The following is a 12,929-nucleotide window of genomic DNA, read 5'->3' as shown; positions in this document are numbered from 1 at the left end:
CGCACTCCAATATGAGGTATAAAGGGAATAATACCCCGGAATGAGGTGAGTGCAATGGCGGAGGCAAAAGGAAAGCCGGAGGACCCGCGGGCGAGAGAAGAGGTTCTGCCGGGGAGAGACCACCCCGAGCAGTATCCTACGGATCGGCCCAGCCTGTTCGATCTCCATGACAGCGAGCAAAACGTCGATCCGATCCCGGTCGAGGACTTGAACCTGGAGGTTCGGGAGGAACGGGACAAGGAGGCGACGAAGCAGGCGTCCTCCAGCGAGCGTAAATATCGTACCGGCTTCGAGTAAGCCACATTAAGCTATATGAAGAAAAAATCCTCCGGTTGCCCATGGTCCGCTTGTTCGGACGTAGGGACCGGAGGATTTTTTTTGGTTGCCGTAACGTCAGTCAGATCCGTCTACTTCAGTTCCCTGACAACGTTCGGAGGCGTATGCCCTTTCAGCGCGAGGACCAGGTTTTGGGCCGCGATCATGGCCATTTGGTTTCGCGTATGCTCCGTCGCGGAGCCGATATGCGGCAAAGTCACCACATTCGGCATCGTGAGCAGCGGATGGTCTGACGCAACCGGCTCATGCTCGAACACGTCCAGGCCGGCCCCATAAATTTGCCCGCTTTTCAGCGCCTCCACGAGTGCGGACTCGTCCACGGTGGCGCCGCGGGAAGCATTGATGAAAATCGCGGTCTCCTTCATCAGGGCAAATTCCGCCGCGCCGATTAACCCCTTGGTTTCTGGCGTCAGCGGGGTCATAAGCACGATGAAGTCCGCTTCCCGCATCAGTTCGGGCAAGGTGAGATAAGAGGCGTCCAGAGCGGCTTCCGCTTCCGGCTTGCGGTGCCGGTTATGGTACAGCACGCTCATGCCGAAACCGAATTTGCCCCGGCGGGCCACCGCTTCGCCGATTCCGCCCATGCCGACGATGCCCAGCTTTTTGTGGTGAACGTCCAGGCCGAACAGGATTTCGTCGTCGCTCCGCTGCCATCTGCCTTCCTTGACATAGCGGTCCAGTTCGGGAATCCGCCGGGCCGCAGACAGGATCAGGCCCATGATCAGGTCGGCTACCGTGTCGTTCAGCACTTCGGGCGTGTTCGTTCCGATGATGCCTCTGGCCTTCATCGCCGCCAGATCGAAGTTGTTGTAACCGACGCTGATGTTGCTCACGGCCCGCAGACGAGGGGCATGGTCAAGCAGTTCGGCGTCGATTTTTCCGCCGGAGGTCAAGAGACCCTCCGCGTTCCCGAGACGTTCCAACAAGCGGTCCCGCGGAACCGGGCCGTCCCCTTCCCATTTGTCCACGAGACAGTGTTCTCTGAGGTAGGCCTCCGCTTCTTCCGGAACGGGCCTTGTTACAAAAATAGTCGGCTTCATAAAAGACTCCTTCCTTCTGATCCGGCGGCGGCTGCCCTAGCGGTTATCCACTTTTTCGGGATACATGTCGTGATTCAGCAGCCGGTGTTCCGCCATGGTCTCGTATTTGGTGCCGGGGCGGCCGTAATTGCAGTAAGGATCGATGGAGATGCCGCCGCGCGGCGTGAATTTGCCCCATACCTCGATATATTTGGGGTCCATCAGCCGGATCAGATCGTTCATCATAATATTAACGCAATCCTCGTGAAAATCCCCATGATTTCGGAAACTGAACAAATACAGCTTCAGCGACTTGCTCTCCACCATTTTGATGTCCGGAATATAGCTGATATAAATGGTGGCGAAATCCGGCTGTCCCGTGATCGGACAGAGGCTCGTAAATTCCGGACAGTTAAATTTCACGAAATAGTCCCGGTACGGGTGCTTGTTGTCGAAGCTTTCCAGCATCTCGGGCGCGTAAGTGGAGGGGTACTTGACCCCTTGATTGCCGAGCAGGGTTACATCCTGCATCTCTTCCGGTTTTCTTCCTGACATGGAATGCATTAGCCTCCTTAGATGAAAAAAGAGTGTCGTGCGGAGTTGCTGACGTTGGAAATCGATATAGCGATAGAGTCGATTTAGTTGATATAGTCGATATAGTTGATTTAGTTAAATAGTCGATTTAGTTGATTTAGTTAAATAGTCGATTTAGTTGATTTATATAGGTTGAACTAAAGAATTGGCGGTGGAGAAGGGTGTGAAATCGTTTCGGAGAATACGTCACCGACATCCACAATTGTAGATATATCGGAGTTTACATCATTAACGGGAAAATCTCCCGTTAATGTACCGATCCTGGCTCTTCTATCGGATTTAGCTGGAAAAACTCCATCTTTTTCGCGGCCCTATTGCCAATATGCACAATTTCAGGCGATTAACGGGAGGTTTTCCAGCTAATTCGCCTCTCCAGCCGCATATGCACCAAATTTATACGAAAATGAATTTGTTGCTTCACAGCGCGAAATTAAAATTGACTTTAAAGCATCCCTTAAATGATTTTTGCCTTTTTTTAAAAACTAATATTTAAGCAGTCTCGGTTAGTTCGACGTGGTAACCTAGCTTTTGTAGCTTCTTCACAAGGGACTCTGCTACTTTTTTGTCGGAAACTAAATACTCGCGCCCTAATTCTTCATAAGGCACTTTATCACGAAGCATTACATAAATGATTCGTATCATCAAATGGGCGATCGCCATGTTAGCCTTCTGTGTGCCTGCCCTCTTTGCAATTCGGGAGTACACTGCTGTAAACCGGCTATCCTTCTTTTTTATCGCTGCCCATGCCGCTTGGCATAACACGGACTTTATATGCTTGTTTCCGCGGTTGTTCTTTTTTCTTTTTTTTTACCGGCACTCTCATGGTTGGCTGGACAAACGCCTGCCCAAGAGGCTAAGTGAGCTTCACTTGGGAAATGCGCCATATCGGTACCTATTTCCGCTACGATGCTCGCCGCAGCATCGAAGTCAATTCCCGGAATCGTATCGAGCAACTGTATTTCCCTCATGTGAGGCTCTACTGCCGATTCAATCTCAGCCTCGAGTTCCTGAATCTGCTTTTCTAAATAATGTATATGTTCCAAGTGCCGCTTGATCATGTTTCGGTGATGCAAGCGCAGGCGACCATTCAGTGCTTCAACCAGCAACGGGACCTTCATCTTCAGCCGGGTGTGTACCATTTTGCGTACCTCATGTACGTCAAGGACTTCCCCGTTGACGATGGATCCCAGTAAGGCACGTCCAGAAACACCGAACAGGTCCGAGATGAACGTGGTTAGTTTGATATTTGCATCCTGAAGAATTTTGTGGATTCGGTTTTTTTCCTGAGTAAGGTTTTGAATGAGTTTTCGACGGTAGCGAGTAAGATCCCGCAAATCTCGTATGGATTCATCCGGGACGAAGCTACCATCGATGAGCCCACAACGGTGTAATCCCGCAATCCATTCCGCATCGTTTACATCCGTCTTCTTGCCAGGAACGTTTTTGATATGTTGCGAATTTGCCAAGGTTAAAGTACAGGTGCCCTCAAGTATGTTCCACACCGGCTTCCAATAAACTCCTGTGCTTTCCATGGCAACCTCTGTGCATTCGTGCTTTACGAGCCAGTCTTGTAACCGCAAGAGCTCTCGTGTAGTGGTACCGAATGTTTCAATAACAGACTTGGGCTTCTTATGAAGCGGCCCGCTCAGCAGGCAAGCTACTACAGTTTCCTGGTGGACATCCAGTCCAGCACAACATTCGCGTATGGCGTCCATATTATCCCTCCAGTTGCAGTATGGGTGTGAATCATGCAACCTTTTGAGGAGAAAATTTATACACGTGCTCAAGGCAACACTCGGCGATCCTCATGGCTGCAGTTGGTCCGATTAACGGACGGGGTAGATCCCCAATATTTGGCCGACCTATGACTCACACTTTAAATGTAACAGAAAAGTAGGTGAATGACCGTACCATTTTCATTACTGGCGGTGGCCGCTAGGCCATGTTTGATTAACGGGAAGAATTCCTTTTAATTCAATGTTCCAAATCCGTATTAAGCCCACTGCGACAAGGTGCCTAGGGTACTTCCAACTCCAAAAGCTGCAAATCTGCAGGTGTTTTGGCCGATCCACGCCCCGATACGAAAAAAGATGCAAATCTGCAGGTATTTCTAGCGATATTAGAAAAACGAGCCGGTTTCGTCGAAAATTCCTGCAGATTTGCAGGAATTTTCATTTTTTTTGCCCCTGAACAAGAAAAAAACATGCAGATATGCAGGAATTCTTGTTCGACAAGGTTGTCTGACGGTGCCCTAGTCTGCAATCAATAGTTCAAACTATATAGTTAATTTAGTTGATTTAGCTGTTTTCGCGAAAGCCGAATCGCGCCCAATTAGCGGGAGATAATCCCGTTAGTCCCACGCGGTCGCGCGGCTTCAGACACCACGTTTGTTGCCCCAAACCAGCGCGTGGAGCTGGGGGAGGACCCGCACATCGTTCAGTTCGGCCGTGTCCATGACCCGATCGATCAGCCGCCCGTAGCGGTCCAGTAAATCCGCCGCATGCGCCAACGTGTCCATCCGCCGCACGTCCGGATTGCCGACCTGCACGAACATCGCCACGCCCGGATAGCGAGCGTGCACCCGCTTGGCGTAAGCCAGGTCGGCGTCGTCAAAGACGACCACCTTGAGGCTTACCGCCAGGGGAGCGGGGCGAGCCGCGAGCTTCGCGACGATGCCGTCCAGCGCCGCCCAGTCGGTGTCCATGCCCGAGCTGGGCGGCTTCGGCGAGATCGTGACCTGGTCGATCTCGGCCAGCCAATCCTGCCAGCGGGAGCCCTGGGTCTCGACCGCCACGGCGATGCCTTCGCGGCGGAGCAGGGACACCAGGCCGGCAAGCTGCGGCAGGAGGGCGGGGTTGCCGCCCGACAGCGTGACGTGCGAGAAGCGGCCGCCGCCGAGGGCGCGCAGCTCGCCGAGGATTTCCGCCGGAGCCATCCGGCGGATTTGCTCTTTGGCGCTGCCGTCCCAAGTAAAGGCGGAGTCGCACCACGCGCAGCGGTAATCGCAGCCCGCCGTGCGGACGAACATGGTCTTCTGACCGATGACCATGCCTTCGCCCTGGACGGTCGGGCCGAAGATTTCGAGGACGGGGATCGGCGGCAATGAACCGCAACCGCGTTCCGCGCTATTCATCGCCCATCCACTCCCGTCTCGCTTCGGCATAGCTGTTCGGCGTTTCGTACAGCCGAACGAACTCGGTCCGCGCTTCCGCCGAAGCATCGCGGTAGCGTTCCGAGCTTAAAGCCGCCTCCATTTTTTCATAAAGCCATACGACCATATTTTCGGCCGTCGTGTTCATCGGAGGCAGCGTTTCGTTCAGATAGCGGTGATCCAGGAAGCCTTCGATTTCGTCCTTCCAGATCTGCTTGATCGTGCCGAAATCGAGGGAGATCCCCCGCTTGTCGGGGATGGCGCTGATGCCGAAGACCACCTTGTACGTGTGACCGTGAAGGTTTTTGCATTTTCCTTCATAAGCATGCAAGTGGTGGGCCGCGTCAAAGGTGAATTCTTTGCTGACGAGCACGCGGCGCCGATGATATTGAAGCTGGGCTTCGTCGATGTCCCGGCCCAGCGCCTGCAGGTTGTCGACGATGCGGAATTCTCCGGGCATCCGGCTCATTGCGCTTCCTCCCTTGGACCGGCAGGCGCGGCTCCCGCTGATAAGGCATCTTGGGCCGCGTTCCGCCTTTCCAGATACGTTTCCATGCCGGCGCGTCTCAACTTGCAGGCGGGGCAGGTTCCGCATCCGTCGCCGAGGATGCCGTTGTAGCAGGTCAATGTGCGCTCGCGGATAAAGTCAAAGGCCCCCAGGTCATCGGCCAGCTTCCAGGTTTCGGCTTTGTCGATCCACATGAGCGGAGTATGAATGACAAACGGATGGTCCATCGCCAGATTCAAGGTGACATTCAGCGATTTAATGAAGGCGTCGCGGCAGTCCGGATAACCGCTGAAATCGGTCTCGCATACGCCCGTAACCAGATGGCGGGCGCCGATGCCTTTGGCGAGCACGGCCGCAAAGCTGAGGAACAAATGGTTCCGCCCTTCCACAAAAGTGCTGGGAAGCGCGCCTTCCTCGTGGGAAATCGGAATGTCGTTCCGGGTAAGCGCGTTCTGAGTCAACTGGCCGAGCAGACTCATGTCGAGCCGCGTCCATTTCACTCCGAGCTCGCCGGCAATCTTCTCGGCGCATTCGATTTCCTGACGGTGCAGCTGCCCGTAATCGAAGGTGACCGCTTCAACCTCGCGGAACTCTCTGAGGGCCCAGAACAGGCAGGTCGTACTGTCTTGACCTCCGCTGAACACGACAAGCGCTTTTTCATTTTTGAGCATAAAAAAACCTCTCATTCTTCATAGATTTAACCCGCTCAGGCAAGGCCTTTCGAGGGTCCACAAGAAAGAGAGTGTTCTTGAACTTTCGCCGCAAAAAAACAAACCCTGGCTATGTAAAGCAGGGCGCCATTAGTTTTTTATAGAGGGAGTTCGCGAACCTCTCCCATGCTTTGGAGCATGGACTTTCTTCTATTGTCGCGGGGCGTCGCCCCGGAGGTTATTATAGCATACGGCGGACCGTCTTGGGTATTGGGGAAAATTTCATGCCGGTAAAGAAAACGCTTCTTTTTCTCTATTTACAAGCCCGAGCCCGTGGATGATAATGGAAGGATATTATGGGAAGGAAGGTGAAATTTTTAATGAAAAAATACAGAATGAAATGGCTGGCGCTCCCCTTGGCGTTGATTCTGGTCGTTCTCGCGGGTTGCCAGGCTGTGGCCGGATTGGATATCAACAAGGCGCTGCTCCAAAGTGTCAAGGTCACATCCAGCGAATCCAAACAGTCCATGTCGGTCGAATTGGTTCCGGTTAACGGGACGATTTCGGCGGAAGACCGGAAAGTTATCGATCTTATCAATTCTATTAAACTTACCGTAGACAGCGCGAAGGTTCAGGATCTGAACCGCGTTTCAATGAAAGGGGCCGTTGGTTACCAGGATAAAAAACTGCCGTTCCATCTTTCTATGGACGAGAAAGGCATGGCGATCCAGGTCGAAGGCGCCAAGCAGCCGATATACATAGGGCTTGGCTCGACGATGGACGGAATGCCGGACATGACGGCGTACCGTGGACAAATCCAGCAGCTTTCCGAGAAGGCCACCGAATTTGTTCTGAAACATCTGCCGAATCCAAGCCAAATTTCCGTGAAAAAAGCGCGGGAAACGGTGAACGGAGAGGCTGTGGATTTGACGCATCTGCAGTTGGAAATCCGCGGGGATGAGCTGATCAGTCTGGTCAAGCCTTTCCTGACCAGTGTGGCGAAGGACGAACAGGGCATCAAGGACCTGATCGGAAGCTTCTATGACATCCTTTATCCGATGCTGAAGGAAATGGGCGGCGACTTGGGAGCCACCGGTTTTCTGCCGGAATCCAAGGAAGCCACCGTGGCTGCCTTAACGGCGGCGCTGCAGGAGGAACTGAACAAATGGCTGAACAATTACGACCAGGGCTTGAAGGACCTTATGGCCGAAACGCCGGGGCTCTCCACCGTTTTTGGTAAGGATACCGTGCTTAAGCTGGACATTTATTTTGACGACAAGCTGAACATCCGTAAGGAGAACGCGGAGTTGAACATCGCTCTGCCAGCCGCGGAAGATCTGCCGATTCAAGCCGTGAAGCTGCGGATGAACAGCGAAATGTGGAATATCGGGGGGACGGTGAACGCCGAACCGGTAAATACATCCGCCGGGGTGCTGGATGTGATGCAGGGAGACGTCACGCCGGGACAGTTCCTGCGTAACTTCGACAGTAATTCGGAAATTTACAAGCTCTTAAAGGATGAGATGAAAATCACGAGCAAGCAAATATTCATTGACCCGTTCAATGAATATTACGGCGTGACTTCCAAGAACAACACCTCGTTCATCCCGCTCCGCTATTTGTCGGAGCAGCTCGATGCGCAGGTGAAATGGAACAAGAGCACGAATCAAATCGTCATCACCGACGATATTACGGGCGGACAAATCATCGTGAAGGTCGGCGCGAAACAAGCGACCGTGAACGGGCAGACCGTGAATCTGGACCAGCCGGCGTTTATCGACACCTTCGGAACGACCTACGTGCCGCTGCGATTTATCGCGGAATCGCTCGGAGCCAAGGTAGCCGTTGATGGCGAGGGCTTTATCACCATTGAACGTCCGTAACGAAGCATCGCAAAAAACAATCCTGTGTCGCCATTTCCATGGTGATCGGGGTTGTTTTTTTTGTAGACAATCCGCACTTGTATGAGATATGATGTGTATGCAGAAAATGATAATCATTATCAACGGTGATGGAGGGTCCATGTGATGCGTTTTAGAAAATCCAGTTTGTTGTCTTTGACAGCAATTCTTCTGGTCTCGCTCGTACTTGCCGCTTGCGGAAGCCAAAACGGCGCAAACAGCGGCAACAGCGGTGGGAACGGAAATACATCGGCGGAACAAAACAGCCAGGCCGAGGGCAATCAACCCGCCGGCGGAAATGCCGGGCAGGCGCAAACCAAAGTGTTCAAGGATATGAAAGGCGATGTGACGGTACCGACGAATCCGGAGCGGATCGTATCCATTACGCACTTGGGGGATTTGGCGGCGCTCGGCGTGAAGCCGGTCGGGGCGGGTTCCTTGGCTTTGGAGAATTCCATTCTCCTGAAGGATGAGCTCGAAGGCGTGGCTAACGTGGGAGACGTCTCGATGGAGAAGGTGCTGGAGCTTGATCCGGACCTGATTATCGTGCCGTCTTATTTGCCGGCGGAGAATGTGGAGCAGCTGAAGAAAATCGCTCCCGTGGTTACGTTGGCCACGACCGGCTGGGAAGGAATCGACCCGCTGGAAGAAGTAAAAACGATGGGCGAATTGCTCGGCAAGCAGAAGGAAGCGGAGGAATTCATCACCCGGTACAAGCAAAAGGCGGAAGAGGCCAAGAAGAAAATCCAGGAAGTGATCGGTCCGGACGAGAAGATCGGAACGTATTCCATTTGGGCGAAAAACTTCTGGGTATGGCCTAAGACGAGAGATGCCGGGTATAACCTGTATGAAATGTTCGGGCTTAAGCCGCTGCCGAAAATTGAAAGTGAAGCCTTCCCGGGACAGGGGATCGATATTTCCCTGGAGGTCTTGTCCGATTACGCGGCCGACCACATGTTCGTGACGGTTTACGAGCCTGACGGCGGTGCGGAGCGCGCCAAGGAAGTGATGAACGGCGCGGTCTGGAAGAACCTCCCTGCCGTGAAGAACAACCATGTCTATATGTTGGATATGAAAGAATTCTGGATGGTGGATGGTCTGAACCTGGAGAAACAGGTGGATATTCTGACGGATCTGATTTTGAGCCAGAATAAAAAATAAATGAAGAGTACACATGTACAGGGCTGTCGTCTTTGCGGTATTAAACCGCAAGCGGCAGCCCTGTATTTGTTTGCGGTCAAAGCGGCCCGTCCAAACGCTGGAGATACTCGATGACCGCATTGCTGTTCAAAAATACATAAGGCGAATCGGGACGGGGGATTTCGGAAACGCGTTCCGCGGAGATCGTGATGATTTCTTTTCCGTCATGTTCCCCGGTCTGCAAGGTACCCTCGACTTCGACCCAGATGTCATTTCGTAAAGAGGGAAGCGGAGCGACAGAGCTGACCGGTACCCCGAACGGATAGGCATCGGCCGTACAGCACTGCACCAGGAAGCGGCTCAGCACGAATTCCGAGCGGTTCGGCGCATCTTTCTTCTGATAGACGAATCCGCTCAGTTTGATTTTTTTGCCCCGGAAGTCCTCTTTAAAAAGCTCGATCGCTCCGATCATCTCCGAAAATATTTCCGGCTTGACTTCGATAAGTTCCTGAATGTACAGGCGCTTGGCAAGTTCGGCGAACTCCTCGTTATATTTGTCCGGCGCTTTAAACTTGCCGTCGAGCTGCTCCCGGCTCAGCACCGGCGAACCCAGAATCATCCCTTTTCGGGTAGCGGCCGCGCCGTCCAACGCCCGGTCGGGAAGGACCAGACCCAGCAGCAGCGGCGTCAGAAACAAGGCGTACGCCAGGGTATGCTTGAATGCGGAACCGGTGACCTCATGTTCCATGCCGCACTCGCAAATCACGCTGTTTTCTTTGGCGAAAAAGGCGTGGTACACCAGCGTTACGGCGACGAGGACCAGTGGAATGACGCTTAAACGGAGCCACAGCTGCATCTCGGGTGCGACATAGAGCTGCAGCTTGCCAGAGGTTGCAAGGTGAGAAATGTACAGGGCGAAGCCCAGCAGGATGAAGGCACGGAGGAGATAGTGGCGTTTGGCGGCCACCGCTTCGGATTTCATGGGCAAGTCCTCCTTTTAAGTGAAATAAAATGCATCCACGGCCACGGCGCCGATAAAGACGACCGCGAAGATAAGAAAGGCCAAGTACAAGACGAATTTCGTTTTGAAAACGGAAAGCAGCATCAGGGTATTTTTAAAGTCCAGCATCGGACCGAAGACCAGGAAAGCGAGCAAAGATCCGGATGAAAAAGTCGTGAGAAACGTCTGTGCCACGAAAGCGTCGGAGGTGGAGCAGAGGGACAGCAGGAAGGCGAATCCCATCATAAAGAAATAGGAACTGACCGGACCGTTTCCGATCATCGTCAAGCTCTCCTTGGCGACGAACGATTGGATGCCGGCCGTAAGTAGACAGCCGATAAGCAGGTATTTGCCCATATCGAAAAATTCATCGGAAGTATGAACTAAAACGGCCGTCCATTTACTTCCGCGAGGCCGGTTTCTCATCTCCGTTTCCGCGGCGGATTCGGAGTTTAACGTACTTCGGGTAACCTTGAGCGGACTGCTTTTCCATGTGGCGTAGATCATGAACCCGATGGATGCGGAAACGAGAAAAGCCAGTCCCATTCGCGCATACACCATTTCGGGATAGAGTCGGAAAGCCATATAAGTCGCGCCATAGACGACGGGATTAATAATCGGGCCGGATAAAATAAAGACGATGGCGATGTAAACGGGCATCCCCTTTTGAATAAGTCTGCGGATCAGCGGAATCATCCCGCATTCGCAGATCGGAAAGACGAGCCCCAGAACACAGGCGGTGAGAATGCCGGCCACGGGATGTTTGGGAATCCATCTGTCGAGGGCCTCTTCGGTGACGAAAAGATGAAGAAGCGAGGACAATAGCGACCCTAACAAGACGAACGGCAGGGCTTCCAGAAGAATTCCGAGGAAGCTTGTCCGAAACGTTTGCAGGAAGGACAAATCCAGGGCAGGCAGCAGCCGTGGCAGCATGACCGTCAGACAGGCCAAGGTGAACGCGGCCGGAAGGAGAACCGGAAGCAGGCGGAGCGGCGCAGGCTTGTTGATCATTTGGATATCCCCTTTTTTGGACAGTTAATCATAATCATTACTATTTAAGTTGACGGCATTTAAGAACGAAAAACCAAAAAAAATTACAAAAGTAAACATGGCGGATTTCCGATTTTCGAAAAACAGGTCGTTGACAAACCGGAAGAGCGGTATTATAGTATTGGATGTTAATCGTAATAATTACGATTAGAGGAAAGGAGTTGTTCTTTTGAGCGACAACAACAAAACCATTCCGGTTACCGTACTCTGCGGCTATTTGGGATCGGGGAAAACGACGCTGCTCAATCATATTTTGAACCACCGCGGCGGGATGAAGGTGGCCGTGATCGTCAACGACATGAGCGAGATCAATATCGACGCCGGCTTGATTCAGAACGGGGCGAAGTTATCGCGGACCGAGGAGAAGCTGGTCGAGCTTTCCAACGGCTGCATCTGCTGTACGCTGCGGGATGATTTGCTTCAAGAAGTTCAGCGGTTGGCGGTTGAAGGGAGGTTCGATTATATTCTGATCGAATCTACCGGGATCAGCGAGCCGGTGCCGATCGCGCAGACTTTTACATATGCGGATCCGGAGACGGGGATCGATCTGACGGCCGTGGCGAAACTGGACTGCATGGTCACCGTGGTGGACGCGTATCGCTTCTGGCATGATTTCTCCTCCGGAGAAACGCTGCTGGATCGGGGGCAGGCTACAGGGGAAGAGGATACCCGGGATGTCGTCGATCTGTTGATTGACCAAATAGAAACCTGTGACGTTTTAATCTTGAATAAATGCGATCTGGTCGGTCAAGAAGAGCTGAACGAGCTGGAGGGGGTGCTCCGCAAGCTGCAGCCGACCGCCAAGCTGATCCGGTCCGAACACGGGGCGGTGGAACCGGGCGAGATTTTGAATACCGGATTGTTCGATTTTGAAAAAGCGAGCATGTCCGCCGGGTGGATCAAGGAACTGGAGAAAGAGGAGCATACTCCGGAAACGGAGGAATACGGGATCGGGTCCTTCGTTTATCGGCGGAGACGCCCGTTCCATCCCGAACGACTGGCGGATCTCATGGCCGATTGGCCGGAGGAAATCGTGCGGGCCAAGGGCCTCGTATGGCTGGCCACCGGTCAGGATTTGGCCGCCAGTTTAAGTCAGGCGGGCCCTTCCATTCAATTCGGCCCAGCCGGGTATTGGGTCGCGTCGTTGCCGGAGGAAGACCGTCAGGCGGTATTTCAGGAAGAACCGGAGGTCCGGCGCAAATGGGATCCGGTTTGGGGAGACCGCTTGAATGAAATCGTCCTGATCGGGATGGAGATGGATCGGCGCCAGCTTGAAGCGTTGCTCGACCGGTGCTTGCTGACGCCCGAGGAGATGGAGCTGGACTGGTCGGAATTTCATAACCCGCTGCCTTGGATTTCCGCGGAGGATTACGCGGGAATCCGGTAAGAGGATTAAGGTAGGAGTCGGAAATTAAAGGAGGTGGACGGTATGCGGGTCGTGGTAACCCTGGCATGTACCGAATGCGGCGACCGGAACTATACGACAACCAAGAACAAAAAGACACATCCGGAACGCCTGGAATTGCGCAAATATTCACCAAGACTAAAGAAATACACCATTCATAGAGAAACGAGATAAG

The 12,929-nt window shown here is 53.1% G+C and carries 13 protein-coding genes, 1 pseudogene and 1 riboswitch; of the genes and pseudogenes, 5 read left to right on the top strand and 9 right to left on the bottom strand.

Annotated features, from left to right (window positions below; translation table 11 throughout):
• Window positions 1-54 precede the first annotated feature (54 nt).
• Window positions 55-297, top strand: coding sequence for a hypothetical protein (locus FRY98_RS05555; RefSeq protein WP_148450713.1), 243 nt, complete (start codon window positions 55-57; stop codon window positions 295-297).
• Window positions 298-407: 110 nt separating this feature from the next.
• On the opposite strand, the gene FRY98_RS05550 is transcribed toward FRY98_RS05555, so the two are convergent.
• The 7 genes and pseudogenes from FRY98_RS05550 to queC all read right to left on the bottom strand — a co-directional run bounded on the left by FRY98_RS05550 (window position 408) and on the right by queC (window position 6,279).
• On the bottom strand, window positions 408-1,376 hold the full coding sequence (locus FRY98_RS05550; protein ID WP_148450712.1) for a 2-hydroxyacid dehydrogenase: 969 nt from the start codon (window positions 1,374-1,376) through the stop codon (window positions 408-410).
• 36 nt (window positions 1,377-1,412) lie between these two features.
• Complete coding sequence (gene queF / locus FRY98_RS05545) at window positions 1,413-1,910, bottom strand: preQ(1) synthase (protein ID WP_148450711.1); 498 nt, start codon at window positions 1,908-1,910, stop codon at window positions 1,413-1,415.
• A gap of 528 nt (window positions 1,911-2,438) precedes the next feature.
• Window positions 2,439-2,609, bottom strand: coding sequence for a hypothetical protein (locus FRY98_RS28860; protein ID WP_249043370.1), 171 nt, complete (start codon window positions 2,607-2,609; stop codon window positions 2,439-2,441).
• Window positions 2,610-2,708: 99 nt separating this feature from the next.
• A pseudogene (locus FRY98_RS05540) lies at window positions 2,709-3,664 on the bottom strand (IS110 family RNA-guided transposase); the annotation flags it as partial.
• Window positions 3,665-4,323: 659 nt separating this feature from the next.
• Window positions 4,324-5,082 (bottom strand): 7-carboxy-7-deazaguanine synthase QueE, encoded by a 759-nt coding sequence (queE, locus tag FRY98_RS05535; protein ID WP_148450710.1) that lies wholly within the window; start codon window positions 5,080-5,082, stop codon window positions 4,324-4,326.
• Window positions 5,075-5,569 (bottom strand): 6-carboxytetrahydropterin synthase QueD, encoded by a 495-nt coding sequence (queD, locus tag FRY98_RS05530; RefSeq protein WP_148450709.1) that lies wholly within the window; start codon window positions 5,567-5,569, stop codon window positions 5,075-5,077. The genes queE and queD overlap by 8 nt, the downstream gene beginning before the upstream one ends.
• Complete coding sequence (gene queC / locus FRY98_RS05525; RefSeq protein WP_148450708.1) at window positions 5,566-6,279, bottom strand: 7-cyano-7-deazaguanine synthase QueC; 714 nt, start codon at window positions 6,277-6,279, stop codon at window positions 5,566-5,568. Before queC ends, queD begins: the two co-directional genes overlap by 4 nt.
• 123 nt (window positions 6,280-6,402) lie before the next feature.
• Window positions 6,403-6,446: riboswitch (PreQ1 riboswitch) on the bottom strand.
• Window positions 6,447-6,638: 192 nt separating this feature from the next.
• Here queC and FRY98_RS05520 point away from each other — a divergent pair.
• Window positions 6,639-8,141 carry a copper amine oxidase N-terminal domain-containing protein gene (locus tag FRY98_RS05520; protein WP_148450707.1) on the top strand — a complete coding sequence of 501 codons (1,503 nt, stop codon included), beginning with the start codon at window positions 6,639-6,641 and terminating at the stop codon, window positions 8,139-8,141.
• A 144-nt stretch (window positions 8,142-8,285) separates the two neighbouring features.
• Window positions 8,286-9,320, top strand: coding sequence for an ABC transporter substrate-binding protein (locus FRY98_RS05515; RefSeq protein WP_148450706.1), 1,035 nt, complete (start codon window positions 8,286-8,288; stop codon window positions 9,318-9,320).
• Between the two features lie 76 nt (window positions 9,321-9,396).
• Here the strand turns inward: FRY98_RS05515 and FRY98_RS05510 are convergent, their stop codons facing one another.
• Together FRY98_RS05510 and FRY98_RS05505 are read right to left on the bottom strand one after the other, a co-directional pair.
• Window positions 9,397-10,281, bottom strand: a complete 885-nt coding sequence (locus tag FRY98_RS05510; protein ID WP_148450705.1) for a TIGR03943 family putative permease subunit — start codon at window positions 10,279-10,281, stop codon at window positions 9,397-9,399.
• A gap of 15 nt (window positions 10,282-10,296) precedes the next feature.
• Window positions 10,297-11,310 (bottom strand): permease, encoded by a 1,014-nt coding sequence (locus FRY98_RS05505; RefSeq protein WP_148450704.1) that lies wholly within the window; start codon window positions 11,308-11,310, stop codon window positions 10,297-10,299.
• Window positions 11,311-11,518: 208 nt separating this feature from the next.
• On the opposite strand from FRY98_RS05505, the gene FRY98_RS05500 reads away from it, so the two are divergent.
• Entirely contained in the window at window positions 11,519-12,736 is a 1,218-nt protein-coding gene (locus FRY98_RS05500; RefSeq protein ID WP_148450703.1) for a GTP-binding protein, read from the top strand.
• 42 nt (window positions 12,737-12,778) lie between these two features.
• Window positions 12,779-12,928 carry a 50S ribosomal protein L33 gene (gene rpmG, locus FRY98_RS05495; RefSeq protein ID WP_148450702.1) on the top strand — a complete coding sequence of 50 codons (150 nt, stop codon included), beginning with the start codon at window positions 12,779-12,781 and terminating at the stop codon, window positions 12,926-12,928.
• Window position 12,929 lies beyond the last annotated feature (1 nt).

The sequence above is a fragment of the Paenibacillus faecis genome, assembly GCF_008084145.1.
GTDB lineage: Bacteria > Bacillota > Bacilli > Paenibacillales > Paenibacillaceae > Fontibacillus > Fontibacillus faecis.
Note: the sequence above shows the minus strand (reverse complement) of the source record. Positions and strands in the feature narration are given on the sequence as shown.

Bases quoted from the DNA above. Each gene is read 5' to 3' on its own strand.
- FRY98_RS05555 (WP_148450713.1), top strand. From the start codon at position 55: ATGGCGGAGGCAAAAGGAAAGCCGGAGGACCCGCGGGCGAGAGAAGAG.
- FRY98_RS05550 (WP_148450712.1), bottom strand. From the start codon at position 1,376: ATGAAGCCGACTATTTTTGTAACAAGGCCCGTTCCGGAAGAAGCGGAG.
- queF (WP_148450711.1), bottom strand. From the start codon at position 1,910: ATGTCAGGAAGAAAACCGGAAGAGATGCAGGATGTAACCCTGCTCGGC.
- FRY98_RS28860 (WP_249043370.1), bottom strand. From the start codon at position 2,609: ATGGCGATCGCCCATTTGATGATACGAATCATTTATGTAATGCTTCGT.
- queE (WP_148450710.1), bottom strand. From the start codon at position 5,082: ATGAATAGCGCGGAACGCGGTTGCGGTTCATTGCCGCCGATCCCCGTC.
- queD (WP_148450709.1), bottom strand. From the start codon at position 5,569: ATGAGCCGGATGCCCGGAGAATTCCGCATCGTCGACAACCTGCAGGCG.
- queC (WP_148450708.1), bottom strand. From the start codon at position 6,279: ATGCTCAAAAATGAAAAAGCGCTTGTCGTGTTCAGCGGAGGTCAAGAC.
- FRY98_RS05520 (WP_148450707.1), top strand. From the start codon at position 6,639: ATGAAAAAATACAGAATGAAATGGCTGGCGCTCCCCTTGGCGTTGATT.
- FRY98_RS05515 (WP_148450706.1), top strand. From the start codon at position 8,286: ATGCGTTTTAGAAAATCCAGTTTGTTGTCTTTGACAGCAATTCTTCTG.
- FRY98_RS05510 (WP_148450705.1), bottom strand. From the start codon at position 10,281: ATGAAATCCGAAGCGGTGGCCGCCAAACGCCACTATCTCCTCCGTGCC.
- FRY98_RS05505 (WP_148450704.1), bottom strand. From the start codon at position 11,310: ATGATCAACAAGCCTGCGCCGCTCCGCCTGCTTCCGGTTCTCCTTCCG.
- rpmG (WP_148450702.1), top strand. From the start codon at position 12,779: ATGCGGGTCGTGGTAACCCTGGCATGTACCGAATGCGGCGACCGGAAC.